Here is a 25798-nt window from a genome sequence, read left to right as displayed (position 1 = left end):
ATGCGGCTTTTNGGGCGGCCACGGCTCTGGTCATGCGGCTTTTCGGAGTTGGAGCTTCTTGTGCTCTCTGAGGTCGTCCATGTTGAGGTAACGGTTGGCCTCCATCCAGTTTTCGTTGGTTTCGACCGCGAGCGCACGCACGAGGCGCAGGCAGCTCTCTGTGTTGGGGAAGATGCGGACGACGTAGGTACGGCGCCGGATCTCCTCGTTGAGGCGCTCCAGCATGTTGGTCGACTTGAGGTGCTTGTGGTGCTGGCGCGGCAGCCGGAAGAAGGTGAGCGTCTGTTCGATGCTCTCCTCCGCCCAGCCCGTCAGGCGCGGATACTTGCCTGACCACTTGGCGAGCCAGGCGGCGAGATCGGCCTTGGCCTCGGCGAGATCGCGGCGGTCCCCCGGGTCCGGCTTCGCCGGCCCGAGGACAGGCTCCGAGCCAGCGCAGTTCCTGCAGGCAGTCGTCGGCGTGCTTTCTCGGCAGATGGTCGAGCGCGTTCCGGAGGAAGTGCACGTAGCAGCGCTGCCAGGCGGCTTCCGGGATGGCTTCGCCGATCGCCGCCACCAGGCCGGCATGGTCGTCGGACACGACCAGTTCGACGCCCCTAAGGCCGCGCCCCTTCAGGCCGACGAGAAAGTCCCGCCAGGACGAGCGGCTCTCGCGACTGGCCATCTCGACGCCCAGGATCTGGCGCCGCCCGTCCCAGTCGATGCCGACCGCGATCAGCACCGCCTGGCTCATGACGACGCCTCCCTCGCGCACCTTCTCGTAGCGGGCATCGAGGATGAGATAGGGAAAGGGCTCGTGAAGCGGGCGCCCGGCAAAGGCGGCGAGGCTCTCGTCGAGCCGCTTGTTGATGGCCGAGATCGACGAGGCCGAGAAGGCGTGGCCGCACAGCTCTTCCGTGATCGCCTTGACCTTGCGGGTCGAGACACCCTGCACATACATCTCCGCCAGCGTCGCCACCAAGGCCCGCTCCGAACGCTGGTAGCGCTCGAACAGCTCGGTGGAGAAGCGACCGCCCCGGTCCTGCGGCACCCTGAGCTCGAGCTTGCCGACGCGCGTGACGAGCGTGCGGCTGTAATGGCCCGAACGGTAGCCGAGCCGCTCCGGCGTGCGTTCGCTCTTCGAGGCGCCGAGTGCTTCATCCATCTCGGCCTCCAGAACCTCCTGCATGACTACGCGGATCACGTCGCGCAGCCCATCCGGGTTCGAAAGCAGAATGTCTTTGACGGCGGCGCTCGCGGTCTTACCTTCAGTCTTGGTCATGGTGGCGTTCCTTCGCGGGAATCAGGTGACGTTGAACATCACCAGCCTGCCATGACCGCCCCTCTCAGCGAATTTGCAGAACTCTCCGCACACTACCTCTAATGCACGTTCTATTGAAGATCACTTTGTTGCTGGCAGTGAAGCCTCTGCTGGGTTACCGTGAAGTCAGCATCCAGCGACTGCAGGAGTATTCCTATGCCTCGATGGACCCTGGCGGTGGCAACGCTTCTCGCGCTGGTTCCGACGCCGATACTGGCTCAGAACGCGGCAGCGCTCAGCGGCACATGGCGTTGCGTGATGAATTCGGCCCCAGCAACGGTTGAAACTACCGTTTTTCTCGCCCCCGATGCGTCTGTCGTCGCCAACGGACTCATCATTCTCAACGGCACGAGCGGCTACTTTCCCTATACCGGTGCGAGGGGAGTCTGGAGCATCGGGCCGGGCGACAACGGGCAGGCCATGGTGCGGATCCAGATCTTTCCGCCGAACCGGCCGGTGTTTTCCCTGTTCGTCATCCCGCGGGACATCAACAACATGTACAATTACTTCGCCCAGCAAGGCGCCCGCGTGGAGACCGCCTGTCAGCGGATCGGGTAGGCACGCCAGCACTCCTGCTTCTCCGTCGAGCAACCGGCGGCCGGTACCTCGGTGTCACGAGCCAGGATCGCGCTCCGCCGGTCTATCTCCGCCTCGCCATCCAGATGACATGCCGCGCCCCTCCCCCGCCGCGTCGGGCACGAACCCGCGTCTCTTCGACCGCGAAGCCTGCCTGCCCGAGGCGGCGGGTGAAGCCGGCGTCCGGCCCGGACGACCAGACAGCCAGCACGCCGCCGGGGCGCAACGCCGCCCGTGCGGCCGCCAGGCCTGCATGATCGTAGAGCGCGTCGTTGGCCTTGCGGCTGAGGCCTTCGGGACCATTGTCGACGTCGAGCAGGATCGCGTCGTACGAGGCCTTGGCCGACCGGATCAGGTCGGCGACATCGTTTTCCCGGACGAGGACGCGCGGATCGTCGAGCGATCCCTCGAACACCCCGGCCATCGGCCCCCGCGCCCACGCCACGACCTCCGGCACGAGTTCGGCCACCGTGACACGGGCATCGGGCGGAAGCGCGGCTAGCGCGGCCCGCAACGTGAACCCCATGCCGAGCCCGCCGATGAGGATTTGCGGCGCGGGGCGACCGTCGAGGCGAGCCCAGGCCAGACGCGCCAGCGCCTCCTCCGAACCGCTCAGCCGGCTGTTCATGAGTTCGTTGGCGCCGAGCATGATGGAGAATTCGCCGCCGCGCTGCTTGAGCCGCAATTCGCCGCCGCCGGGTACTTTCGCGCTGTCGAGCTGGATCCACGGTATCATCGGTCCTCCATAAGCCGCACCGCTGCCGGCGACAACGCCGATCCCGCCGGATCGTGACGGGGAACCCTTCGGCCACGACTTGCCCCGATGCCCCCATCCCATGCTAAGGCGCTGGCGTGATCCATGGTCTGCCGGTATCAGCCGCCGTCAGACGCTCCGGGAGGCAACGCGACGTGCAGGAACTGGAATGCCTACGGGAAGGCGGCGTCTTGCGCCTGACCCTGAACGTGCCGGGCAAGAAGAACGCCCTGACGGACGTGCTGCGCGCCGAACTGCGCGAAGCCATCGCGGCCGCGCAGGACGATGCCTCCCTGACGGCCATCGTCCTGTGCGGCGCCGGCGGCAGCTTCTCGTCGGGCGGCGACATCTCGGCCATGACGAGCGATCCCGACGTGGCCAGGCGCCGGATGAGCGTCCTGCACGACATCGCGCGCCTGCTGATCGCCGGCCGCAAGCCCTCGGTGGCGGCCGTGTCCGGCGCGGCCTTCGGCGCGGGCCTTTCGCTTGCACTCTGCTGCGATGCCGTCATCGCCGACACCAGCGCAAAGTTCTGCGCCTCGTTCGGCCGCATCGGCCTGCCGCCGGACCTGGCGCTCGGCTGGACCCTTCCGGCCCGGATCTCGCTTGCAAAGGCGCGGCAGCTGCTCCTGTCGGGGCGCGTCGTCGACGCTGCGGAAGCCGGCGCGCTCGGCATCGTCGACGAAGTCGTGGAGCCTGCGTGGCTCCTGGCGACAGCCGACCGTTGGGCGGAAGCGCTGGCTGCGAACCTGCCGGGGCCGAAAGGCCACCTGAAGGCGCTTCTTGCCATGGACTCGCTGGACCGCGTTCTCGCCGCGGAGATGGAATCCTACGTCGCCTGCCTCGCTTCGCAGGAGCACCGCAATGCCCGGGAGGCGTTCCTGTCGAAAGGCAGGCCGAAGCCCTGACGAGACAGTCGCCCCGCAGCCGGGTTCAGCCGCCGGCCGCCTGATGCGGAGCCGGTGCTTCCAGCAACGCAAGCCGGCGCTGCACCAGGCACTCGATCGGCTCGGGCTTGTGAAACAGATAGCCCTGGCCGAACTGCACGTGCATTCCCTGGAGAATGCCGACGGTCTCCTCGTTCTCGATCCTCTCGGCGATGACGTCGTAGCCGAGCCCGCGCGCGACGCGGCTGATCGACGAGACGATCTGACGGTCGAAACGGCTGGTCGGCAGGTTCTCGACGAAGGATCCGTTGATCTTGAGGCTGTCGACCGGAAACCGCCGCAGATAGTCGAAGGATGACAGCCCGGCGCCGAAATCGTCCAGGCTGATCCGGCAGCCATGGCTGCGCGCCTGTCGGACGAACCGGTCGGCGGCTTCGAAATTCGTCACTGCCGCCGTCTCGGTGATCTCGAAAACCACCCGCTCGGGCAAGGCCCCGGTCTCTTCGAGGAGGCCGTGCACGTATTCCCAGAGCCGTGGATCGCTCAGCGTCTGCGCCGAGAGGTTGACGCCGACGGTCAGACCGCCGGGCCTCAGGACGTGTCCATGGTCGCGCAGGAGCTTGGCGATGATCCAGCGGTCGAGCGCGGCGGCACGGCCGAAACGCTCGGCCGCGGGAATGAAGGTGGCTGGCGGGACGAAGTGACCCTGCCGGTCGACGAGGCGCGCGAGGATCTCGATCTTTTCCCCGGGAGCGTCCGGATCGGCAAGGGAGCGGATTTCCTGGCCGTAGAGCCGGAGCCGGCCGTCTTCCTTGGCGTCTGCAATGTCGCCGACAAGTCGCGCCGCGGTCAGGCGCGACGCCTGGCGTTCCCCGGTCTGGGAATGCACGACCAGACGGTTTCGTCCCGCCGCCTTGGCCGCGTAGCAGGCATCGTCCGCATGGGCGATCACGTCCGGCGCATGCAGGCCCTCATCGGCCACGACGATGGTCCCGACGCTGGCACCGAGACGTCGATAGCTCGCATTGCTGCCAAGATCCGCACTGCCGATGGCCGCGAGCACCGATTCCGCAAGGCGCTCCGCATCGCCTTCGTCGCCGCAGTCGACGATGGCGGCAAACTCGTCGCCGCCCAGACGGGCAGCGACGGAGCCGGCGGGCACGCTGCCGACGATCAACTGCGCTATCATCACCAGGGCGCGGTCGCCGGCGGCATGGCCGGCATAGTCGTTCAGTGCCTTGAAATGATCGAGGTCGATGTAGAGCAGCGCAAAGGGCGTTTCGCCGGCGGACGCGACGCGCGCCTGCAGGATCTCTTCGAAGGCGGACCGGTTGTAGAGCCCCGTCAGCGCGTCGTGTTCGGCGGCGTAGGCAAGTTCGCGCTGCTTCTTCTGCTCGCTGGTCACGTCGAGCAGCGTGTGGACGAAGCCGCTGACGGAGCCGTCGGCGCGGGTGATCGGATTGGTCGTGCAGCGAACCAGGATGCCGCGTTCATGCCTGCCAGGAAGCACCATCAGACCTGCGGCGGCGGCATCGAACCCCGGCAGGTCCCCGACGGTCCCCGGCCGGGCGAAGAGTTCTTCGCTCCGCTGCCCCAACAGCGCCTCGGGCGCAAGACCGAGCATCTCCGCCGCAGCGGGGTTGGCAAAGGTGATGCGGTCCTTGCGATCGGTGCTGACCACCCCGTCGCTGATCGACGCCAGCGTCACGCGCAGGCGCTTCTCCTCATTGCGGAGGGCTTCTGCCGCAAGCACCTCCTCCGTGATGTCACGGACCGTGCCGACGATGCTCCCGTGCGGCTTCGGATCGCTGGAGAACCGCGCCAGCGTCTCGAGATGCCGCACCTCGCCGTCGGGCCGCAGGATGCGATACCGCATGCGCCGGTCGCCGTGGTCGAACAGCGAGAGGTCCGCATGCGTCGCCACCGCCTCGTCCCGGTCCTCGGGATGAAGGAACCCGAGCCAAGTGTCGCTCGGAACGGCGCCTTCCTGTGGCGGAAGCCCCATGATGACATGGGTATGGGTGTCCCAGAAGCTCTTGCGCGTGGCGATGTCGAAATACCAGATGCCCGTTCGGCTCGCCGCGAGCGCCAGACCGAAGCGCTCCTTGATGTCGTGCAGCGCCGCTTCAGACGCCTTCTGGCCGCTGATGTCGGTCTGGACGCCGACCACCCGCAGCGGGGCTCCGGCAGCGTCGCGCTCGACCACACCGCCGCGATCGAGCACCCAGACCCAGTGCCCCGCCTTGTGGCGCAAACGCATTTCGGCTTCGATGAAAGGAGTCTCACCGCGCAGGTGCCGCTCCCCCTTGTCGATCGTTTTTTCCCGGTCGTCGGGATGCATGAGGGTGATCCAGAGATCACCACCGCGCGGAAAATCGCCGGGCTCGTAGCCGAGCATCCTGAACCAGGTGTCGGAATACACGCAGGCGCCGGTGCGCAGGTCCCAATCCCACACGCCGAGGTTCGCCTGTTCCAACGCATGCGCCCAGACATCCACACATGCGGAGTCGGACGGTTTGGTTACCCCCATCCACGTCTCCCGGCATTTCGCCTTGTCGTTTTGGGAGACCCTACAGTCTATTCTAGAACATCAAGTTAATTGCATACGACGCCGCGCGGGCATCGCAGGAAGAGCGGCCCCGCCGCCGTCGAAACTCCGACGTTTCCGCCGTCGACCGGAAGGAGCGGAGAGCGCGCCACAGCCCTGGAACGTGCGGCCTGGAGCAGGCAGGCGGTTCAACCCGTCCTGCGCAGCGCCCCTGCCTGCACCGTCTCGCTGGCCCATTCCGCAGACGTCTTGATGCCGCCAAGCGGAAAGAAGTGAACCTGGTCGATCAGGCTGTCCGGATTCGCCGCCTTGTGGGCCGCCAGATCCGTGAGGACATCGGTCGGCTCGTAGGGCATGACCAGCTTGCGGATGTCCATGGCGCGGCGCTGCAGCACTCGGATCGAGGGGCCGACGCCGCAGGCCATGGCGAACTTGATCAATGTCTGCAGTTTCGCCGGGCCGGCGATGCCCACATGGATCGGCAGCGAGATGCCGGCCGTCTTCAGCCGGTCCGCCCAGGCGATCACCGGCTGCGCCTCGAAGGCGAACTGCGTCGCGATCGCCATGGCTGCGTCGGTGCGCTCGGAGAAGGCCTGCTTCCACTGCAGCGCGGCATCGACCTGACGCGAGGAACCGTCGGCGTCGATGTCCTTGTTGCCCTCGGGATGGCCGGCGACGTGCAGGCGCTTGAAGCCGTGCTTGTCGAAAAGCCCGCTCTCCATCAGGTCCATCGAGGTGGCGAGGTCACCATGCGGATTGGTCACGCCTCCGGCCAAAAGCAGCGCCTCGCTCACGCCGGCGTCGCGATAGCGCAGGATCCAGTCTTCCAGCATGGCGCGGTCGCGGATGATGCGCGCCGGGAAATGGGGCATGACGGGAAAGCCGTCGCCTGAAAGCCGCGCGGCGGTCTCGACCATTTCCTCGATCGGCGTGCCCTCGATATGGGCGACGTAGACGCGCGTGCCTTCCGGCAGGAGAGACTTGAAGTCGTCGATCTTGGCTGCCGTGCGGGGCATGACCTCGATCGAATAGCCTTCGACGAAGGCGCCGAGCAGAGGTTCGGAACCGGCGGCGGGCGCCTCGGGCGCGGCTTGCTTGAAAAAGGCCATGGTCTTCCTCCCTTTATCGTCCATGTATACACGACCCGCCCGCCAGGTCGCAACCCGGCTGCGACATGCCGCGACGCAATTGCGTATGGCGTGCGCAGAAAGCAGGCTTCCCGAACGCCTTGTCGCCACGAGACGCCGCGCGCGGGAGCCGTGATGCATACATGCAGTCAGCCCGCATACGCCGACATTCGTGACCGGAGACATCCGTCGGACGCATGGCGACGCGACAATGGGCCGGAAGCCGCCGGCGACAGCGCGTTCCTGCGCCATCGGATCGACCAAAAACGACGGGCGGCGGATTGCTCCGCCGCCCGTGATCGTCCTGTCGTCTAATCGATGCTCGAAAGCGTCGCGCCTTACGCGGTCGCCTTCGTGCGCCAGCTGTCGGCGTAGTTGGTGCGCGCCTCGGCGGCATAGGGCGTCTGCGACACGCGGACGCGGATCTCGGTCTGCTTGTGCTTCTCGGCAGACGTCTTTCCGGTCTGCTGCGGCTCGCCCCACTTCATGGTCAGGACGTCGCCGATCTGGACGTCCTGGTCCACGACGCCCAGCGAGAGCATGCAGCGCTCGTTGTAGGAGTAGCCGTTGAACATCGACATGCCGACCATCCTGTCGCCGTGCATGACCATGTCGGCGCTCGTGGAGGCGTAGTTGGGCTGCGGGAAGTCGATCCACTTGAAATGGTCCTCGCCCGGCTTGAAGGCCGACGCGATGACCTTGACAACGTCCTCGGCGTTCCACTCGAAGGTGACCTTCTTGCGGTTCTTCCGCTCCTTCATCTTCAGCAGGGCGTCCTTGCCGATGAAGTCGTTCTTCTTCCAGCCGATGTAGAAGTCGTAGCCGAGCTCGAACGGATTGACGTAGTAGTCCTCGATGTTGTCGGACACGAACGAGCCGCCGATCGCGCCGGAGGCCTCGTAGCTGTCGGCGCCGAGCCACTCGCGGTAGTCCTTGAGCATGCCGTCACCGGTGTAGATGCCCGGCAGCGGCGACGGGATCCAGCCCGACTCCAGGGTGTTGGTGGAATAGGCGCGGCTGCCGCAGCGCACGAGGTTTACGCCGGCGTCCTGCGCTGCCTGCAGAATGGCCGACAGGATGTAGCTCTTGTCCTCGTAGGGACCCCAGATCTCCAGGCCGGGCGCACCGGACATGCCGTGGCGCAGCGCCTGCACCTTCTTGGAGCCGATGTTGATCCAGTCGACGTGGAAGAACTTGATCTCCTGGATCGGTCCGCCGTTCATCTTCTCGAAGATCTTCGGCGCGTCCGGTCCCTGGATCTGGTAGCGGTAGTGCGTGCGCAGCACGCGCTCGCCCTCGGGCCGCGACGGCGAACGCGGATCGTGCTTGATACGGACGTTCCACTTGCCCCAGGCGGCGCAGAACATCAGCCAGTTGGAGGTCGGCGCGCGGCCGACCAGCACGAACTTGTCCTGGCGCTCGCGGAAGATGATGTGGTCGCCGATGACATGGCCGTTCGGCGTGACCGGCACATAGTGCTTGGCGCGGTTCAGGTCGAAATTCCCGAAGGCGTTGATGCCGTGATAGGCGAGGAATTCCTCGGCCTGGGGACCCTCGACGATCAGCTCGTCCATGTGGTGGGTCTGGTCGAACAGCACCGCCGACTCGCGCCAGGCGCGCTGCTCGTCACGCCAGTTGGTGAACTCCGGCGCCACCACCGGGTATACATACATGCCGACTTTCGAGTTGCGGAGGAGCTCGACGGGGTTGCCCGTCTTCTCCAAAACCGCCTCAAGACTGAATCTGCTCATCTGGGTTCCTCCCATGGTTCATAAGCCGTGTATACATGATCTCTGACCCAGCGGGTCGAAAAATGCAAGAGCGGAGTGCAGCGGAAAAGCGGATGATGGCGCGGGGAGAGGCGCGTCAAGCGCCGCGGTGCCCTCATCGAGCCGCCGCCGACCTCCTTTTGCCAGGCAGGCGCGCCCGTCCCTACCCGCCCGCTACTCCGCTGCCTTCGTCACCGGCGGCGTGCCGTGCGTGTGGAAGCTCTCGATGGTCTTGAGCCCCCAGGCCTGCCCCTTCTTCCGGTCGGCTTCCGTCCACACGACCGTCGGCCAGTCCGGATCGAGGATCAGCCGCGCACCGGCATTGGCGATTTCCACGCGGTTGCCGGCCGGCTCCCAGACGTAGAGGAAGAACGTGCCCTGGATGGCGTGCTTGTGCGGGCCGGTCTCGATGAAGACCTTGTTCTCCAGGAACACGTCCGCCGCCCGCAGGATGTCGTCGCGATGGTCGGCGGCATAGGTGATGTGGTGGAAGCGTCCGCGCGAGCCCGAATGGTCTTCCGTGCAGGCCATGTCGTAGCCCTTGTTGTTGACGGTGAACCAGCACCCGCCGATGCGGCCATTGTCGAGCTGGATCAGCTCCGTCACGCGGCTGCCCATCGCCTCGACCATGAAGTCGCGCATCCTCGACACGTCGGTCGCAAGCAGGTTGAAATGATCGATGCGGCGCGGCGACGCCCCGCGGCCGTGGAAGCGCTGCGCGACGTTCTTCAGCGCCGGACGCTCGGCTTCCGGAGCGTCATACTTCACCGTCTCCCAGTAGAGCTCGAAGACGTGGCCGTCCGGCGAGTGGAAGCGATAGCTCCGGCCGTGGCCAAGATCGCCCTCGGTCCAGCCGATGCCGAGGCCCATCTTCTCGATGACCGCAGCCCGGCGATGCAGCGCGGCTTCCGACGAGGTGCGGTAGCCGCAGTGCGCCATGCCGGTCGTATCCGAGCGGGTCAGCTTCAGCGAGTGGAACTCGTAGTCGTCCCAGGCCCGCAGATAGACCGAGTCCCCGTCCCTGCCGCTCTCCGTCAACCCGTAGACCCTGACGAAGAAATCGAGGCTTTCCTCGAAGCGGTTCGTCAGAAGCTCGACATGCCCCAGATGCGCCACGTCGAAACACGGCTCGCTCATCGTCCCGTCCTTTCCTGTTCCCGGTCCGCGCACCGTCCGGACCGCGCTTGAAGTCTATTCCGCCGCCAGGTTCAGGCCGACGAAACGGTCGAGCGTCTCGCGGTCGGCGAGGAGATCGTGCGACTTGGCCCGATGCGCGATCACCCCGCGCTCGATCACCACCGCGTCCTCGGTCAGGTCGAGCGCGACCTCGGCATGCTGTTCGACGAGCACGAGCGCCATTCCCTCGTCCCTGGCCATGCGGCGGATCGCGGCGGTCAGTTCCTCGACGATGATCGGTGCCAGCCCTTCCAGCGGCTCGTCGAGCAGAAGCACGTCGGGATTGGTCATCAGCGTGCGGCCGATCGTCAGCATCTGCTGCTCGCCGCCCGACAGCTGGTTGCCCATGTTGCCCTTGCGCTCGTGCAGCCGGGGAAACAGTCCGTAGATCGAAGCGAGGTCCCAGCGCCCGGCCCGCGCCGCGACCGTCAGGTTTTCCTCCACCGTCAGCGACGGAAAGATGTCGCGCTCCTGCGGCACCCAGCCGATGCCGCGCCGGGCGCGCTGGTGCGCGGCAAGCCGCGACACGTCCTGCCCGCGAAAACGCACCGCGCCGCCCGCCAGCGACAGGAAGCCCATGATCGTCAGGATCATCGTCGTCTTGCCGACCCCGTTGCGGCCGAGAAGCGCCAGACTGCCACCGGCCGGCAGGAAAACCGAGACGTGGTCGAGCACGATTCCTTCGCCGTAGCCGGCACTGACGTCATCGAGTTCGAGCAGCGGTTCAGCCATGATGCGCCTGCCCCAGATAGACGTCGCGGACGCGCTGGTCGGTGCGGATCACGTCCGGCTCGGCCTCCAGCAGAACGCCACCGGACACCAGCACGATGATGCGCGCGGCGAATTTGAAGACGAGGCTCATGTCGTGCTCGATGAAGAGCACCGAAATGTCGTCGGGCAGCGCCGCGATGACCGAGAAGAGTTCCGCGCTCTCGCCCTTCGGCACGCCCGCCGCCGGCTCGTCGAGCAGCAGCACCTTCGGCCGTGTCGCCAGCGCGAGCCCGATCTCGAGCAATCGCTGCTGGCCATAGGCAAGAACCCGCGTCGGCCGCGTCGCGACCTCGGTCAGGCGCAGCTGCGCGAGGATTCCCCACGCTTCGTCGATCGCGTCGCCGTGCGAGGCAAGGCTCCGCCAGAACTGGCCGGCGGTGCCCTTGCGCTCGGTGACGGCGAGCGTGATCGCCTCGATCGGCGTCAGCGCGGGGAACAGCTGGTTGATCTGGAACGTGCGGGCAAGCCCCGCCTTGACCCTGGCAGCGCGGTTCAGCCGCGTGATGTCCTGCCCTTCGAGCAGCACGCGGCCGGAATCCGGCGGCAGCTGCCCGGTGATCAGGTTGACGAGCGAGGTCTTGCCGGCGCCGTTAGGTCCGATCAGCGCATGGCGGGCGCCGCGCGGCAGGGTGATCGAGACGTCGCGCGCCACCTCTAGCGAGCCGAAGCGCTTGCGCAGGTTCTCGGTGCGCAGGGCATAGGTTTCCGTGCTCATCGCCGGATCCTTTCCCAGAGCTGCGCAAGGAAGCCGAGGATGCCCTTCGGCATGACGAGCACCACGATCATCAGGAGGATGCCGATCCAGAAGTACCAGTATTGCGGGTTGATGCCCGCAAGCTGGTCGCGCGCCACCATGAAGATGATCGCCCCGATGATGCCGCCATAGAGCCGCCCCGTCCCGCCGAGGATCAGCATCACCACCACGTCGGCCGAGCGCTGGAAGGACAGAACGTCGAGCGCCACCTGCGATGTCGTCTGCGTCAGAAGCGCGCCCGCCACGCCGGCCATGCCGGCCGAGATCGTGTAGATGACCTGGAGCCGGCGCTGGTACGGCGCGCCGATGGCCGGCATGCGGTTCAGGTTCTCGCGGATGCCGCGCAGCGACAGGCCGAAGGCCGAGTGGACGATGCGCCGCGCGATAAGCAGGCCGACGAACAGCACCGCCAGCGTGTAGGAATAGGCGGTGTAGCCCCAGAGGTCGTAGTCGAAGGTGCCGAAGATCGGCCAGACCGAGACCCCCTGCAGGCCGTCTGTGCCGCCGGTCAGCCAGCTCATCGCATTGGCGAGTTCCAGCGTCAGGAGCCCGAGCCCGAGCGTGATCATCAGCAGCGCCAGGTGCTGCACGCGCACGATCACGAAGCTGACCACGAAGCCGACCAGCGCCACGAATGCGCCGGAGATCAAGAGGCCGGTCAGCGGTTCGCCCCAGCCCGTCTTGGTGAGCAGGCCGGCGGCATAGGCGCCGAGGCCGAAGAACATGGCATGGCCGAGCGTGATGATGCCGGCATAGCCGAGGATCAGGTCGACCGAGAGCGCAAACAGCGCCGCGATGGCGATCTGGCTCGCCAGCGTCAGGTAGGTGGGAAAGAAAAAGAACGGGACGAACACCGCGATCCAGAACGCGATCTCGTACGGGCTCCAGCGGCCCTGGCGCCGGATCCAGGCCTGGGTCCCGGCAATGGTGGCTTGGTTCGCGGACGGATCGGCCATGGCGTCAGCGCTTTCCGAACAGGCCGAGCGGACGCCAGAACAGCACGCCCACCATCAGGAGATAGATGAGGAAGGAGCCGAGTTCGGGCACGAAGTACTTGCCGCCGACGTCGGCGATGCCGAGCAGTGCGGCTGCGAGGAACGATCCGCCGATCGAGCCGAGCCCGCCGACGGCCACCACGATCAGCACGTAGATCAGGTAGTGGAAGGCGAAGGTGGGATCGAGGCCGACGATCTCGATCGCCAGCGCCCCGCCGAGGCCGGCAAGGCCGCAGCCGAGTGCGAAGGTGATGGCGAAGATGGTGTCGACGTCGATGCCGAGCCCCTGCGCGACCCGCTGGTTGTCGACCGCCGCCCGCACACTGGCTCCGAAACGGGTGAACTCCAGCCCGAAGATCAACGCCGCGGTGACGGCTAGCGCGACGACGATGAGGAAGATGCGGTAGATGCCGAAGCGCAGGCCGCCGATTTCGACGGAGCCGCGCAGGACGTCCGGAATCTGGATGGGCTGCTGGCCGGTGCCGAACAGGAAGGTGGCGATCGCGGTTGCCACGAACACGAGGCCGACCGTGAACAGCACCTGGTTGAGCTCTCCCGACCGGTAGAGCCGGCGAAACAGGGTGCGCTCGCAGGCGATGCCGACGACAGCCGCCCCGACGAAGGCAGCAGGCAGCGCCAGAAAGAAGGAGAGCCCCGCCTCGCGCGTCACGACGAGGGCCACGTAGCCGCCGAGCATGCCGAAGGCGCCGTGCCCGAGATTGACGAAGTTCATCAGCCCCAGCGTGACCGACAGCCCCACCGACAGGACGAAGAGAAGCATCCCGAAGGCGAGGCCGTCGAAGAGGACGATCAGGAGATTGCCGGTCACGTGAGCGCCGATTTCCGATTCAGGGCCAGGGGCTTGGCGTCAGTTGCTCGCGCCGTGCAGCGGGTCCTTGACGTTCTCGATCGTGTCGATGATCACGTTCTGGAGCTTGCCGCCGACCTCCTGCACCTCGCGGATGTAGACGTTCTGCACGATGTCGCGCGTCTCCGGATCGATCGAGATCGGGCCGCGCGGGCTGTCCCAGGCCATGCCCTTTGCCGCCTCGACGAGCGCATCGCCCGACGTGTCGCCGTTGGTCTTCCTCAGCGCCTCGTAGATGAGGTGCATGCCGTCATAGCCGCCGATCGAGAACAGGTCGGGGCTGCGGCTGTTGTTGGCCTCGCGATAGGCGGCCACGAAGGCGTTGTTGAGCGGCTCTTCGCGCTCGAGCGTGTAGTGGAAGGTGGTGACGATGCCGCGCGCGTTGCCGCCCATGCTCTCCAGCGCTTCCGGATGGGTCAGTTCGCCCTGGCCAAAGATGCGGGTGGCGGGCGGGGTGAGCCCGCGCTCGGACAGCGCCTTGCCGATCGCCGCCGGCTGGCCGCCGCCCGGAACGAAGATGTAGACCGCTTCCGGACTGGCGTCCTTCACGCGCTGCACGAAGGCAGAGAAGTCGGGATTGGCCACCGGCGTCTTGTCGGCGCCGACGATGGTGCCACCGGCCTCGGTGAAGCCCTTGGCGAACGACTTCTCCGCGTCATGGCCCGGGCCGTAGTCGGCCACCAGCGTATAGGCCTGCTTGACGCCGCCCTTCTCGAACGCCCACTTGCCGAAGGCATAGTTGACCTGCGGAATGGTGACGGAGGTGCGTACGATGTAGGGCGACTTCTCGGTGACCACGGACGTGGCCGCGTTCATCACAACCATCAGCTTCTTGGCCTGGGTTGCGACGTCGGCCGCACCGAGCGCCTCGGGCGTCAGCGCAAAGCCCGCGATGATGTCGACGCCGTCGCGCACGACGAGTTCCTGCGCCAGCCGCTTCGCAACATCCGGGGCCGGGCCGCCGGTGTCCTTGCGGACGATCTCGATCTTCTTGCCGGCGACCATGTCGCCGTTCTGCTGCATGTAGAGCTTGATTCCGGCGTCGAGCTGGTTGGCGGCGTCGGCGAAGGGCCCGGAATAGGGCAGGATCACCCCGACCTTGACCGTCTCCTGCGCCTGCGCGCCGGCCGACCAGGTGAGACCTGCCGCGATAGCAAGTGCGAGCGTTGATTTCGTTGGCATCTGTTTTCCTCCCAGAATGCAGTGAAGCCTGGGCACAGTGTATACACGGCACCACCAAAATCAATGGGGCTGGAGGTCCTATCGACGGGACGCAAAGCCGGGAGCGCGCAGCCTGTCCGTTTTTGCGGAACGTCCGCCTCTTTCGCCGGCTTGTCTGATCCGCTGCCGTCTCTCGTCAGGACGGACAAGAAATGGCGATGCGCAAACAAGAAGGGGAGCGTTGCTCTCGGGCGCTCCGGGCTTCAATTCGCCGCCACCCTGTATACATGACGCAGGACTGGCCGCGGGACTGCAGCCGGTCAGCGCGCTTCGTCGGAGGCAAGCTGGCGCCGGAGCGCAGCTGGAAGCTTGGCCCGAATGATGTCGTAGGAAGACGCCAGCCGATGGCGAAGCTCCTCCTCGTCCGTCTCTTCCGGCAGCAGGATCCAGCTCTTGTGGAAGTATCGCGCATGCCCCGCCACGCCGGCTTCCTTCAACATGGTGGCAGTCTCGATGTCCCGGCACTTAACGGCGACCCCCGGCTGCACTGCGCCGATGCACGCGAACATCCGGTCTCCGACCTTCCAGGCGTCATGCCCACCGCCCCAGGGATCGGAGACCTGCGCGCCCGGGAGCGCGCCGCAGATGGCGCCGACGCGGGCGCGAAAACCGTCTGACATGGCTACTCCTCCTCGGGAGGCTGAAATCCCGCCACCATCGCCGGCGAGCGCAGTTTGCGCAATCCTGCCTCGCCCGCCTCATGCAACGCATGAAGCGGTTGATTCTCTTTCTCAGGATGCCTTGGCCGTTTCGCGCACCGGCACCACGTCGACGGCATGCGTGCTGGACTGCGGACCAGACGTGCGCATCGTGCCCTTGATCGGCGAGACGTCGAAATAGTCGCGGCCGCGCGCCACGACCACGTGGTCCTCGCCTGCGGCAATCGCATTGGTGGGATCGAACTCGACCCACCCGAGGTCCGCGCCGCACCAGGCGCGAACCCAGGCATGCATGGCGTCCGCCCCCTCCAGCCGCTCCTCCCCCTTCGGCGGGATCGTCCGCAGGAAGCCGCTGACGTAGCCGGCAGGGATGCCGATGCCGCGCAGGCAGGCGATCATGACGTGCGTGAAGTCCTGGCACACGCCGTGGCGACGCTCGAAGGCCTCCAGCATCGGCGTCTCGACAGTCGTCGCCTTCGGGTCGAAGCGCATCTCCTCGTGCAGCGCCAGCCCGATCGCCCGGACCGCTTCGAGCACGCTCGGCCGGCCGGCCGCGATCGCGCGGGCATGGTCGGTCGTGGCCTGTTCGACGGGCACGCGCGGCGAAGAGCCGAGAAAATGGTGCGGCGACATGCAGTCCATGCCGCGCCAGTCGAAGATGTCGTCCGCCAGCCCGACGAGCGGAGGCGAGATGTCGAGGATGTCTCCCGGCGCGTGACGCTCCACCCGCGACTGCACGGCAAACACGATCTCCGTGTGCGGATGATCGAAGCCGACTTCCACGCAGGGGTTGCCGAAGAAGTCGACGAAATTGACCCACTCGTCGGGTTTGGGAACGATGTTCAGCGCGCCTGCCACGAGGCGCTGTTCGCCCGGAACGTCTGCCGGCAGCAGCCTGGCGATGTGCCGGCCGGCATCCGCCGAAAAGTCGTAGCGGTAGGCCATCTTCAGGCTGATGTCGTAGAGCATGCGCGGACGGTCCCTATCGCATGTACTTGGTGGAAATGGCGTCCGACAGCGCGCCGATATCGGCGCCGAGCGTTTCGAGCGCCTCGGTGTCCAGCGTCTCCGGCAGTTGCAGCTCGAGCCCGGTACGGAGCTTCAGCAGGGCGCGGCGCAGCGGCGTCAGCGGCTGGTTCGGATCCTGGCCGGGCAGATAGTCGAGATGCCCGGCGATCTCCCCGATCTGGAAGATCACCGAGCGCGGATTGAGGTTGTCGAGTGCCAGCAGGTCGACGACGGTCGCCCGGTTGGTCGCCACGGCATAGCGACGCCGATGCGACATGACGCTGTCTCCGATCTCCACAGCCATGTCGAGACTGCCGTCGGGCGCGCTCTCGTCCGCAAGCCGCGCAAGCAGGTGCGCCATGGAGAGCGAGCGCTCCAGCGAGCGGCCGATCGTCAGGAACCGCCATCCCGCGAAATGATACATGTTCTCGTGGACCAGGCCGGAAAAGCCCGAGAGCTTGCGCAACAGCACGCTCATCGCCCGGGACATGTCGTCGCCGGGCACTGCGGTCCCGCGCATCGCCCGCACGGTCTTGGCGAGATCGGTCAGCGCCATCCAGCCGTCCGACGAAAAGCGGTCGCGCACATGGCCGGCCGACCGCGCGGCAGCCGCGATCGTGTCGCCCAGGGTGGCCGGCATCTCCTCGGAGATCACGACCCCGAGACTTTCGAGATGCTCGGCGCAGTGTCTCAGGAGAGGCGTCTCCGCCGTCGCCGCTTCCGCAAGGCGCACATGATAGGCACGCAGGACCCGCACGAGGTTCTCCGTGCGCTCCACGTAGCGGCCGAGCCAGAAGAGGTTGTCGGCCGCGCGGCTCGGCAGCACGCCCGGCTGCTGGCGCGCGAAGGCCTTGCCGTTGGAAGCGTGCATGGTGTCCGGCGGCACCGGCTTGCCGCTGACGATCCAGACGTCGGCGGCCGACCCGCCCTCCTGCAGGGCGAGCGCGGCGGACTTCGCGGTGCGTCCGATACGGGCGAAACCGCCCGGCATGACTTTCCAGCCCTCGCTCGTGCGGGCGAGAAAGACGCGCAGGCTCATCGGTCGGGGCGTCAGGCGACCGTCGACGAGCGCCGGCGTCGTCGACAGCGTCACCGCCTCCTGTCCGACGAGCTGTCCGGCGCCGTGATCGATCCAGGCTCCTACGGTCTCGCGCATTTCCCGGGTGAATTCGCCGCCGATCGCCGAGACGTCGTCGAGGTCGAAGAGGAGACGGGTGGAGAAGGCCTTGCCGATCGTCATGCGCCCGGCATTGGCCTTGACGTAGTCCCTTTCGGCCGACTGGCCGCACCACCAGGTGGCGACATTGGCGAGTTTCAGAGGTTCGCCGAGCAGCGCGCGACAGATGCGCGGCATGAAGGCGAGGAAGGCGCGCGCCTCGACGACGCCGCTGCCCAGCGCGTTGACCATGGTGACGTTGCCGGCGCGGATGGCGCTGAGAAGACCGGGGGTGCCGAGCCTCGAACCCTCGTTGAGTTCGAGCGGGTCGGCCCAGGCCGCGTCGAGCCGGCGCCACAGCACGCTGACGGGCTTCAGACCCGCCACAGTGCGCACCATCAGTTCGCCGTCGCGCACCGTCAGGTCCTCGCCTTCCAGCAGCATGAAGCCGAGATAGCGGGCGATGTAGGCATGTTCGAAATAGGTGTCGTTGTGCGGGCCGGGCGTGAGGATGCCGATCCGGCTGTCGTCACCGTCCCGCAGGCCCTGCAGCGTGTCCCGGAAAGCGCGGAAGAAGCCGGCGAGGCGATGCACGTTCGCGCGTCCGTAAAGGTCGGAATAGACCCGCGCGGTGGCGATCCGGTTTTCGAGCGCGAAGCCCGCACCGGACGGTGCCTGCGTCCGGTCGCCCAGCACCCACCATTCCCCGTCGGGACCGCGGCCGAGATCGAAGGCAAGGAAATGCAGGAACTGGCCGGACCGCGGCACGACGCCGACCAGCGGCCGCAGCCATTCCTGGTTTCCCGCAACGATCGCAGGCGGCAGATGACCCTCCGAGACCAGCCGGTTCTCTCCGTAGAGATCGGCCACGATCTTCTCGAGCAGGTCCGCGCGCTGGACGAGCCCCGCCTCGAGCGCCGTCCATTCCGCCTCGTCGATCAGCACCGGGATATGGCTCAGCGGCCAGTCGCGCTCCGCGGCCTCGTCCCGCCCGTACTGCCGGTAGAACACGCCGGCGTCCCGAAGATACTGGTCGCCGCGGGCCATGCGCTCCGAGAGTTCCTGCGGCTTCATTGCCGCCAGTGCCTCCAGAAAGCCGCGCCACACGGGCCGTATCGCCCGGTCCGGTCCGAGAAGCTCGTCCGGAATCGTCTCCGACGTCCGGTAGCCGGCGATCAGCTGCGCGATGGGATCCTTGCGGGCGGGTTCGACCTTGGCGGCCATGACATCAGACCCCTGGCGCGCGTCTCAGGTCGAGCGTCATGGGAAACTCCCGATGCGGGGTTTCAGGCTGAGGCATGTAGGCGCCGGGCGTATGGCCGTGCGGCTCGAACCGTGCAAGCCGCCGCGCTTCCGCCTCGTTGGCATTGACCGGGAAGGTCTCGTAGTTGCGCCCGCCGGGATGCGCGACGTGGTACACGCACCCCCCGATGGCGCGCCCGCTCCATGTATCGAAGACGTCGAAGGTCAGCGGCGCGTTGATCGGCAGCACCGGGTGCAGCGCCATGGCCGGCTGCCAGGCCTTGAACCGCACCCCGCCAACCGCGACGCCGCCCGTCGAAGCCTTCGCCAGCGGGACGCGGCGGCGGTTGCAGGCGACGATGTAGCGTTCCGGATTCATGGTGGTGAGCTTCACCTGCATGCGCTCGACGGAACTGTCGGTGTAGCGCACCGTGCCGCCGATGGCTCCCGTCTCGCCGAGCACGTGCCAGGGTTCGAGCGCCTGGCGCAGTTCGAGGTGCACGCCTTCGATCTCGACCTCGCCGCAGTAAGGGAAGCGAAACTCGGCCTGCGCCTCGTACCATTCCGGCCGCAGGGAGAACCCGTGGTCCGACAGATCGCGCAGCACGTCGAGGAAATCCTCCCAGACGAAGTGCGGCAGCATCAGCCGGTCGTGCAGCACGGTGCCCCAGCGCACCGGCGTGCCGGTGAGCGGCGCTTTCCAGAAACGGGCGATCAGCGCCCGGATCAGCACCTGCTGGGCAAGGCTCATGCGGGGGTTGGGCGGCATCTCGAAGCCGCGGAACTCGACGAGACCGAGCCGCCCTGTCGGGCCGTCCGGCGAGTAGAGCTTGTCGATGCAGATCTCGGCGCGGTGCGTGTTGCCCGTGACGTCGATGAGCATGTTGCGCAGCAGGCGGTCGACGAGCCACGGCAGAGGCGGCGCCGCCTCGCCATGGCTCGGGATCTGCGACAGCGCGATCTCCAGTTCGTAGAGGGCGTCGTGGCGCGCCTCGTCGATGCGCGGCGCCTGGCTGGTCGGGCCTATGAACAGGCCCGAGAACAGGTAGGACAGGCTCGGATGCCGCTGCCAGTGCAGGATCAGGCTCTTCAGGAGGTCCGGCCGGCGCAGGAACGGGCTGTCCGTCGGCGTCGCGCCGCCCACCACGACGTGGTTGCCGCCCCCGGTGCCGGTGTGGCGGCCGTCGATCATGAACTTGTCGGCCCCCAGCCGCGACTGGCGCGCCTCCTCGTAGATCGCCTCTGTGGTGGCAACGCAGTCCTCCCAGCTCGACGCCGGGTGAATGTTGACCTCGATGACGCCCGGATCGGGCGCCACCCGGATCACGTTCATGCGCGGGTCGACCGGCGGCGCATAGCCCTCGATGTGGACGGGCATGCCGAGATCACGTGCGGCTTGCTCCGCCGCCGCCACCAGTTCGAGATAGTCCTCGAGCCGCTCCACCGGCGGCATGAACACGCACAGGCGTCCGTCACGCGGCTCGACCGAGATCGCGGTGCGGACAGCGCCTTCTAGTTCGCTCGCGCCCTGCTCGACGCGTGTCTGGCGAGAATCGGCGGCCGTGAACGACGCGACCGGCTGCGCCGTGCCGCCGAGCCCGTCCGTGCCCATGCCCACGCCCTCCGAACCTTCCGGTCGCGCACGAGCCCCGCCTGCGGAGGCGAACGCCTCCGGCAGCGGTTGTCTCTGCTCGGTCGGATCGGCCGGGTTGACGAAGGGATAGTGCGACGGTGCGATCCACGGCAGCGAACCGAGCGGCAGGCGGTAACCCACCGGACTGTCTCCAGGCACGAGGAAGATGTAGCCACGGCGGCTCTTCCACTTCTCCGAGCGCCAGCGGTGGCCGGACGCCCTCGCCTGCCAGCGCTGCACCGGCAGGACATAGCCTGACGGCTCGGTCAGGCCGCGCTCGAAGACGCGCGCCATGCGGTGCCGTTCTTCCGGATCCTTCAGCCGCGAATTTTCCGGCGTCACGTTCCCCGGCAGGTTCGCCTCCCGCAGCAGCCATTCGCCCGGATCCTCGAAGGCCGGCAGGACGTGGTCCGGCTCGATGCCGAGATGGCTGGCGATGCCCTGCAGCAGCGCTTCGGCCTGGTCCTTTCGCACCTCGCCGATGCCGCCCTCGGGCGCGATCAGCGCCGGGTCGTTCCAGATCGGCCTGCCGTCGCGGCGCCAGTAGAGCGAGAAGGTCCAGCGCGGCAGCGTCTCGCCGGGATACCACTTGCCCTGGCCGTAGTGCAGGAAGCCCCCGGGTGCGAACCGGTCCCGCAGCTTGCGGATCAGCCGGTCCGCAAAGAAGCGCTTGGTCGGGCCGACGGCCTCGGTGTTCCACTCGGGCGCCTCGAAATCGTCGATCGACACGAAGGTCGGCTCGCCGCCCATCGTGAGCCGCACGTCGCCCGCGGCCAGCGCCGCATCCACCTTGCGCCCCAGCGCGTCGAGCGCATCCCACGACTCGTCTGAAAAGGGCTTGGTGATGCGCGGATGCTCGGCCACGCGCGAGACCGTCATGTCGAAGTCGAAAGCGGTCTCGGCGTACCCGAAATAGCCGCCGGAGATCGGCGCGGCATTGCGGTAATGCGGCGTCGCGGCAAGCGGGATGTGGCTCTCGCCGGTGAGCAGTCCCGATGTCGGATCGAGCCCGATCCAGCCCGCGCCCGGGATGAAGACCTCCGCCCAGGCATGCAGGTCGGTGAAGTCGTGTTCCGTCCCGGCTGGTCCGTCCAGCGCGACGAGGTCCGGCTTGAGCTGGATCAGGTAGCCCGAAACGAAGCGCGCGGCGAAGCCGAGATGGCGCAGGATCTGGACGAAAAGCCATGAGGAATCGCGGCAGGAGCCGGTGCCGATCGTGAAAGTATCCTCCGGCTCCTGGACGCCGGGCTCCATCCGGATGACATAACCGATCTCGCGCGCCAGCCGCGCGTTCAGGTCCACCACGAAATCCACGGTGCCCTTGGGGCTTCGGTCGATCGTGTCGAGGAAGGCCTGGAGCTTCGGCCCGGCCTCCGCTGGCCGGCGATAGACGTCGAGATCGCCGCGGATGTCCTCGGGATAGTCGAACGGCCAGGTGGTGGCGCTCTCCTCCACGAAGAAGTCGAACGGATTGTAGACCGTCATGTCGGCGACGAGATCGACCTCGATCCGGAACTCCGTCACCGGTTCGGGAAACACGAAACGCGCCAGCCAGTTGCCGTAGGTGTCCTGCTGGTAGCTCACGAAGTGCTCGGTAGGCGTCACCTTCAGCGAATGCGAGATGACGCGCGTTCGGCTGTGCGGCGCCGGGCGCAGACGGATGATCTGCGGCCCGAGCGTAACCGGCCGGTCGTAGCGATACGCGGTAAGGTGATGGATGGCCGCCTTTATGGACATGGGATCCCTGCCGTTGGTCTTGGTAAAGTCGTTCCACATTCCGTTGCGATGCACAATCGTATTGGCCGGACGCGGTTCGATTCATCGACCTTTCCCGATCGGCACCCCCATTCCCTGATCCGTTCGCCCGCATGAGACGCAGGGAGCGGCGGGGCTGCCTCCGGGATGCGCCGGCGCAGGCGCGCCCCTCCCCGTTTCCCGATCTGCAAAGAGCGCATTGCAAACTGCGAAGCTGCGCGCGGCATCCTGGCGATCCGGCCTCGTCCTGCCGCCGAAAAAACATGGCTTTCCTCTGATTTCATTGGATTTTTCAAAAGTGGCACGCTCGTTGCTGATGTGTTGGCACGACAAGGGGCGTGTGAGGCACGCTCGAAACGAAACCAGAGAGACGAGTGAAAATGCACGTTCAACAAGTCATTCGCTGGAAGGGTCATCTTACGATCCGCGACGGAGCCCGCTCCGCCCGCGACTTCCTCGAAGCCCTGTCCACCGGCGCCGAAGTCACGGTGGACACGAGCGAGCTTCAGTCCGTCGATGTCTGCCACCTGCAGATCCTGGTGGCCGCCCACAGCTTTGCGCGCTGCCTCGGCAAGCGGCTCGAGGTGCTGGCTGCGCCCGGCGGCGCGCTCGACGAGGTCATGAACAAGGCCGGTCTGTCCAATCCGCTCGATGCGCAGTTGCTCCGCAACGGCGGCACCTGGACCGGGATCGCCTTCGACGAAAGGAACGCAGCATGAGCAAGACGATCCTGACGATCGACGATTCCTCGTCCGTGCGCCAGATGGTGAGCCTCACGCTCGCCTCCGCCGGCTACTCGGTCGTCGAGGCGGTGGATGGAAGCGACGGCTACGACAAGGCCACGTCGGCGCCCGTCGACGCGATCCTCACCGACCTGAACATGCCTGGCATGAACGGCCTCGATTTCGTGCGCAAGTATCGCACGCATCCGTCGAGCCGCGGCATTCCGATCGTCTTCCTGACGACGGAGTCCGACGAGAGCTTCAAGCAGCAGGCCAAGGCCGCCGGCGCGACCGGCTGGATCGTCAAGCCGTTCCGCCAGGATCAGCTCCTGGCCGTCGTGAAGAAGGTTGCGGGCGCATGACCATGACCGACGCCAACGAGACCTTCCGCACAGAGGTAGCGGAGCTTCTCGAAACCCTCCAGGCCGGCCTCATGGAACTCGAGCAGACGCCCGGTGACCTCGCGCTCGTCGACAGCGTGTTTCGCGCCCTCCACACCATCAAAGGCTCCGGGGCGATGTTCGGCTACACGGCCGCTGCCGCCTTCGTGCACGAGTTCGAGACCGTCTTCGACGGCGTTCGCAAGGGCAAGACCCCGGCGAGCCCGGCCCTGATCCGCATTGCGCTCGGCGCATGCGACCATATCCACGCGCTGGTCCAGTCACCCGACGCCAGCGACATCGGTGGAGAACCGATCCTCGACGCTCTGCGCGAGGCCGTCGGCAGCAGCACCCGCGAACCGACTACGGCAGCCGAACATTCATCGGCAGCCGTATCGGTCCCGGGGTGGAGGGTGCGCTTCCGTTTGCCGTCGGACGCGCTGATCCTTGGAACCAGCCCGATCCTCCTGCTCGAGGAACTGTCCGCCTTCGGTCCGTGCGATATCCGCGCGGTCATCGGCGGGGTTCCCGAGCTCGGTGCCCTGGATCCCGAGGCCTCCTACCTGGGATGGGAAGTCACGCTGCAGGCCGGCGTGCCGCGCGAGAGCGTCGAGGACGTCTTCATGTTCCTCTCCATGACCGGAGACGATCTCGTGATCGAGCCGCTCGACGTGCAAGGGCCCGACATGGCCGGCGACCGGACCAACCTGAACGACCAGAACGACGACTCGGTGGGGCACGCCGCCCCGACTTCTCTTCAAGGGGCGGCGACCGGGGCCGGAAGGAGCGAAAGCGGTAGTGGGGCAGTTCCCGCCCGCTCCTTCCGGGCAGACAAGGCGGGCACGTCATTGCGCGTGCCCGCCGAACGGCTGGACTCGCTGATGGACCGCGTCGGCGAACTGGTCATCGCGCAGGCTCGGCTGAGCCAGCTCGCGTCGGTCTCCACGGACCAGAACCTGAAGTCTGTCGCCGAGGACATGGAGCGGCTGAGCGCAAGCCTGCGCGACACGACGATGGGTATCCGCATGGTGCCGATCGGGTCGCTGTTCGGACGCTTCCGCCGTCTCGTGCACGACCTTTCGCACGATCTGGGCAAGGAAATCGACTTCGTCACCAGCGGCGAGGAGACGGAGCTCGACAAGACCATGATCGAGCAGCTGGCCGACCCGCTGGTGCATCTGATCCGAAACGCCGCGGATCATGGGCTTGAAAGGCCCGACACCCGCATCATGAATGGCAAGTCGCCGACGGGAACGCTCCGCCTTTCGGCCGTCTATGCCGGAGCGGAAGTCGCCATTTCCATCGCAGACGACGGCGCCGGCCTGGATGCCGAGCGTATCCGCGCCAAGGCGGCTGAAGCCGGGCTGATCGCGGCCGACCAGGTGCTCACGGAAAACGAGCTGTTCCAGCTGATCTTCCATCCCGGCTTCTCGACGGCCAAGGAAGTGACCGCGCTGTCAGGCCGCGGCGTCGGCATGGACGTGGTCAAGAAGACCATCGAAGGCCTGCGCGGCAGCATCGACATCGCCAGCAGGCCCGGCCACGGCACGACCGCGACGTTGCGCCTGCCCTTGACGCTCGCCATCATCGACGGCCTGCTCGTCCGGGTCGGCGACGGCTGCTACACGATCCCGCTGGCCGCAGTCGAGGAATGCGTCGAACTGCCGACGGACACCGAGCGCGCACCGAAAGGACGCAGCTTCCTCAACGTCCGCGGCGCTCTGGTTCCCTATCTGCGGCTGCGCGAACTGTTCCGTACCGACGCTCCGGCCGACCTTCACCCGAAGGTCGTGATCGTCTCGTCCGGCGAAACCCGCGTTGGCCTGGTCGTCGACCAGATCATCGGCAACAACCAGACGGTCATCAAGCAGCTTTCGACGCTCCATGCCGGGCTGAAGAACTTTTCCGGCGCGACCATCCTCGGCGACGGCTCCGTCGCCCTCATCCTCGACGTGCTGAACCTCGTCGGCTCCGGCCAGGACAGCGACGAGCGCAGCACCAGCAGATCCATCGGGAGGGCCGCATGAACGGCACAGTCGAAACCAACGCGGCCATGCGCGCCCTGACGATGCGGCTCGACGACGAGACCTTCGCCATCGACGCGGAAAGCGTCCGCGAAATCCTCGAAGTGGTGCCGATCACCCGGGTGCCCAGCGCATCGGACGCAGTCTTCGGGCTGATCAACGTGCGCGGCAGCGTGGTGCCGCTCGCCGACTTCCGCGTCCTGTTCAACATGGATCGCCGGCCGGCGACCGAAGACACCCGCATCGTGGTGGTCGAAGTCCAGCAGAACGGCGAGCGCCTCATCGCCGGCGTCCTCGCCGACAAGGTCTACGAAGTCGTCGACCTCGAGGGTTCCTCGCGAGAGCCGGTGCCTCGCGTCGGGATGCGCTGGCCCGCAGAACTCGTCCTCGGCATTGCCCGGCGCAACGACACCTTCGTCATCATCCCCAACGTTCAGAATATTTTCGCAACGCTTGCCGCGGCCTGACCGCCA

General features: G+C 66.8%; 20 protein-coding genes and 1 pseudogene. 6 read left to right on the top strand and 15 right to left on the bottom strand.

Annotation, left to right across the window (positions count from 1 at the left end):
- Nucleotides 1-30: 30 nt before the first annotated feature.
- Nucleotides 31-1261, bottom strand: a pseudogene (locus tag N1F91_RS13705) (IS256 family transposase).
- A 216-nt stretch (nucleotides 1262-1477) separates the two neighbouring features.
- On the opposite strand from N1F91_RS13705, the gene N1F91_RS13700 reads away from it, so the two are divergent.
- Nucleotides 1478-1858 (top strand): hypothetical protein, encoded by a 381-nt coding sequence (locus N1F91_RS13700; protein WP_289992867.1) that lies wholly within the window; start codon nucleotides 1478-1480, stop codon nucleotides 1856-1858.
- 82 nt (nucleotides 1859-1940) lie between these two features.
- Here N1F91_RS13700 and N1F91_RS13695 read toward each other — a convergent pair whose 3' ends face one another.
- A complete protein-coding gene (locus tag N1F91_RS13695) occupies nucleotides 1941-2612 on the bottom strand; it encodes a hypothetical protein (RefSeq protein WP_289992866.1) in 672 nt (223 codons plus the stop codon).
- 209 nt (nucleotides 2613-2821) lie between these two features.
- Here N1F91_RS13695 and N1F91_RS13690 point away from each other — a divergent pair, with 209 nt between their 5' ends.
- On the top strand, nucleotides 2822-3538 hold the full coding sequence (locus tag N1F91_RS13690) for an enoyl-CoA hydratase-related protein (protein ID WP_289992865.1): 717 nt from the start codon (nucleotides 2822-2824) through the stop codon (nucleotides 3536-3538).
- A gap of 25 nt (nucleotides 3539-3563) precedes the next feature.
- Here N1F91_RS13690 and N1F91_RS13685 read toward each other — a convergent pair whose 3' ends face one another.
- From N1F91_RS13685 to N1F91_RS13625, 13 genes are all read right to left on the bottom strand, one after another.
- Nucleotides 3564-5993 (bottom strand): EAL domain-containing protein, encoded by a 2430-nt coding sequence (locus N1F91_RS13685; protein ID WP_289992864.1) that lies wholly within the window; start codon nucleotides 5991-5993, stop codon nucleotides 3564-3566.
- A gap of 260 nt (nucleotides 5994-6253) precedes the next feature.
- The gene (locus tag N1F91_RS13680; protein WP_289992863.1) at nucleotides 6254-7174 is read right to left on the bottom strand and encodes a methylenetetrahydrofolate reductase; all 921 of its coding nucleotides are present in this window, start codon (nucleotides 7172-7174) and stop codon (nucleotides 6254-6256) included.
- 356 nt (nucleotides 7175-7530) lie between these two features.
- Complete coding sequence (locus N1F91_RS13675) at nucleotides 7531-8943, bottom strand: aminomethyltransferase family protein (RefSeq protein ID WP_289992862.1); 1413 nt, start codon at nucleotides 8941-8943, stop codon at nucleotides 7531-7533.
- A gap of 192 nt (nucleotides 8944-9135) precedes the next feature.
- Nucleotides 9136-10098, bottom strand: coding sequence for a VOC family protein (locus N1F91_RS13670; protein WP_289992861.1), 963 nt, complete (start codon nucleotides 10096-10098; stop codon nucleotides 9136-9138).
- Between the two features lie 54 nt (nucleotides 10099-10152).
- Nucleotides 10153-10869, bottom strand: coding sequence for an ABC transporter ATP-binding protein (locus N1F91_RS13665; protein WP_289992860.1), 717 nt, complete (start codon nucleotides 10867-10869; stop codon nucleotides 10153-10155).
- On the bottom strand, nucleotides 10862-11623 hold the full coding sequence (locus tag N1F91_RS13660; RefSeq protein ID WP_289992859.1) for an ABC transporter ATP-binding protein: 762 nt from the start codon (nucleotides 11621-11623) through the stop codon (nucleotides 10862-10864). Before N1F91_RS13660 ends, N1F91_RS13665 begins: the two co-directional genes overlap by 8 nt.
- A complete protein-coding gene (locus N1F91_RS13655; protein ID WP_289992858.1) occupies nucleotides 11620-12618 on the bottom strand; it encodes a branched-chain amino acid ABC transporter permease in 999 nt (332 codons plus the stop codon). Before N1F91_RS13655 ends, N1F91_RS13660 begins: the two co-directional genes overlap by 4 nt.
- A 4-nt stretch (nucleotides 12619-12622) precedes the next feature.
- Nucleotides 12623-13486: a branched-chain amino acid ABC transporter permease gene (locus N1F91_RS13650; RefSeq protein ID WP_289992857.1), complete on the bottom strand. Its 864-nt coding sequence runs from the start codon at nucleotides 13484-13486 to the stop codon at nucleotides 12623-12625.
- A gap of 39 nt (nucleotides 13487-13525) precedes the next feature.
- The gene (locus tag N1F91_RS13645; RefSeq protein ID WP_289992855.1) at nucleotides 13526-14707 is read right to left on the bottom strand and encodes an ABC transporter substrate-binding protein; all 1182 of its coding nucleotides are present in this window, start codon (nucleotides 14705-14707) and stop codon (nucleotides 13526-13528) included.
- Between the two features lie 299 nt (nucleotides 14708-15006).
- Nucleotides 15007-15366 carry an MmcQ/YjbR family DNA-binding protein gene (locus tag N1F91_RS13640; RefSeq protein WP_289992854.1) on the bottom strand — a complete coding sequence of 120 codons (360 nt, stop codon included), beginning with the start codon at nucleotides 15364-15366 and terminating at the stop codon, nucleotides 15007-15009.
- A gap of 111 nt (nucleotides 15367-15477) precedes the next feature.
- Nucleotides 15478-16374, bottom strand: coding sequence for a transglutaminase family protein (locus tag N1F91_RS13635; protein ID WP_289992853.1), 897 nt, complete (start codon nucleotides 16372-16374; stop codon nucleotides 15478-15480).
- A 13-nt stretch (nucleotides 16375-16387) separates the two neighbouring features.
- Nucleotides 16388-18793 carry a circularly permuted type 2 ATP-grasp protein gene (locus N1F91_RS13630; RefSeq protein ID WP_289992852.1) on the bottom strand — a complete coding sequence of 802 codons (2406 nt, stop codon included), beginning with the start codon at nucleotides 18791-18793 and terminating at the stop codon, nucleotides 16388-16390.
- 4 nt (nucleotides 18794-18797) lie between these two features.
- The gene (locus N1F91_RS13625; protein ID WP_289992851.1) at nucleotides 18798-22181 is read right to left on the bottom strand and encodes a transglutaminase family protein; all 3384 of its coding nucleotides are present in this window, start codon (nucleotides 22179-22181) and stop codon (nucleotides 18798-18800) included.
- A 398-nt stretch (nucleotides 22182-22579) separates the two neighbouring features.
- Between N1F91_RS13625 and N1F91_RS13620 the strand changes: the two genes are divergently transcribed.
- The 4 genes from N1F91_RS13620 to N1F91_RS13605 are packed head-to-tail and all read left to right on the top strand — an operon-like array spanning nucleotide 22580 to nucleotide 25792.
- Entirely contained in the window at nucleotides 22580-22918 is a 339-nt protein-coding gene (locus N1F91_RS13620; protein ID WP_289992850.1) for an STAS domain-containing protein, read from the top strand.
- Complete coding sequence (locus N1F91_RS13615) at nucleotides 22915-23283, top strand: response regulator (RefSeq protein ID WP_289992849.1); 369 nt, start codon at nucleotides 22915-22917, stop codon at nucleotides 23281-23283. The genes N1F91_RS13620 and N1F91_RS13615 overlap by 4 nt, the downstream gene beginning before the upstream one ends.
- Nucleotides 23280-25328: a chemotaxis protein CheA gene (locus N1F91_RS13610; protein ID WP_289992848.1), complete on the top strand. Its 2049-nt coding sequence runs from the start codon at nucleotides 23280-23282 to the stop codon at nucleotides 25326-25328. Before N1F91_RS13615 ends, N1F91_RS13610 begins: the two co-directional genes overlap by 4 nt.
- Entirely contained in the window at nucleotides 25325-25792 is a 468-nt protein-coding gene (locus tag N1F91_RS13605; protein ID WP_289992845.1) for a chemotaxis protein CheW, read from the top strand. Before N1F91_RS13610 ends, N1F91_RS13605 begins: the two co-directional genes overlap by 4 nt.
- Nucleotides 25793-25798: the final 6 nt, after the last annotated feature.

It is taken from the genome of Aquibium sp. ELW1220 (assembly GCF_030398385.1).
Lineage (GTDB): Bacteria > Pseudomonadota > Alphaproteobacteria > Rhizobiales > Rhizobiaceae > Aquibium.
The sequence above is the reverse complement of the archived record's forward strand: the minus strand, read 5'-3'. Positions and strand labels throughout refer to the sequence as shown.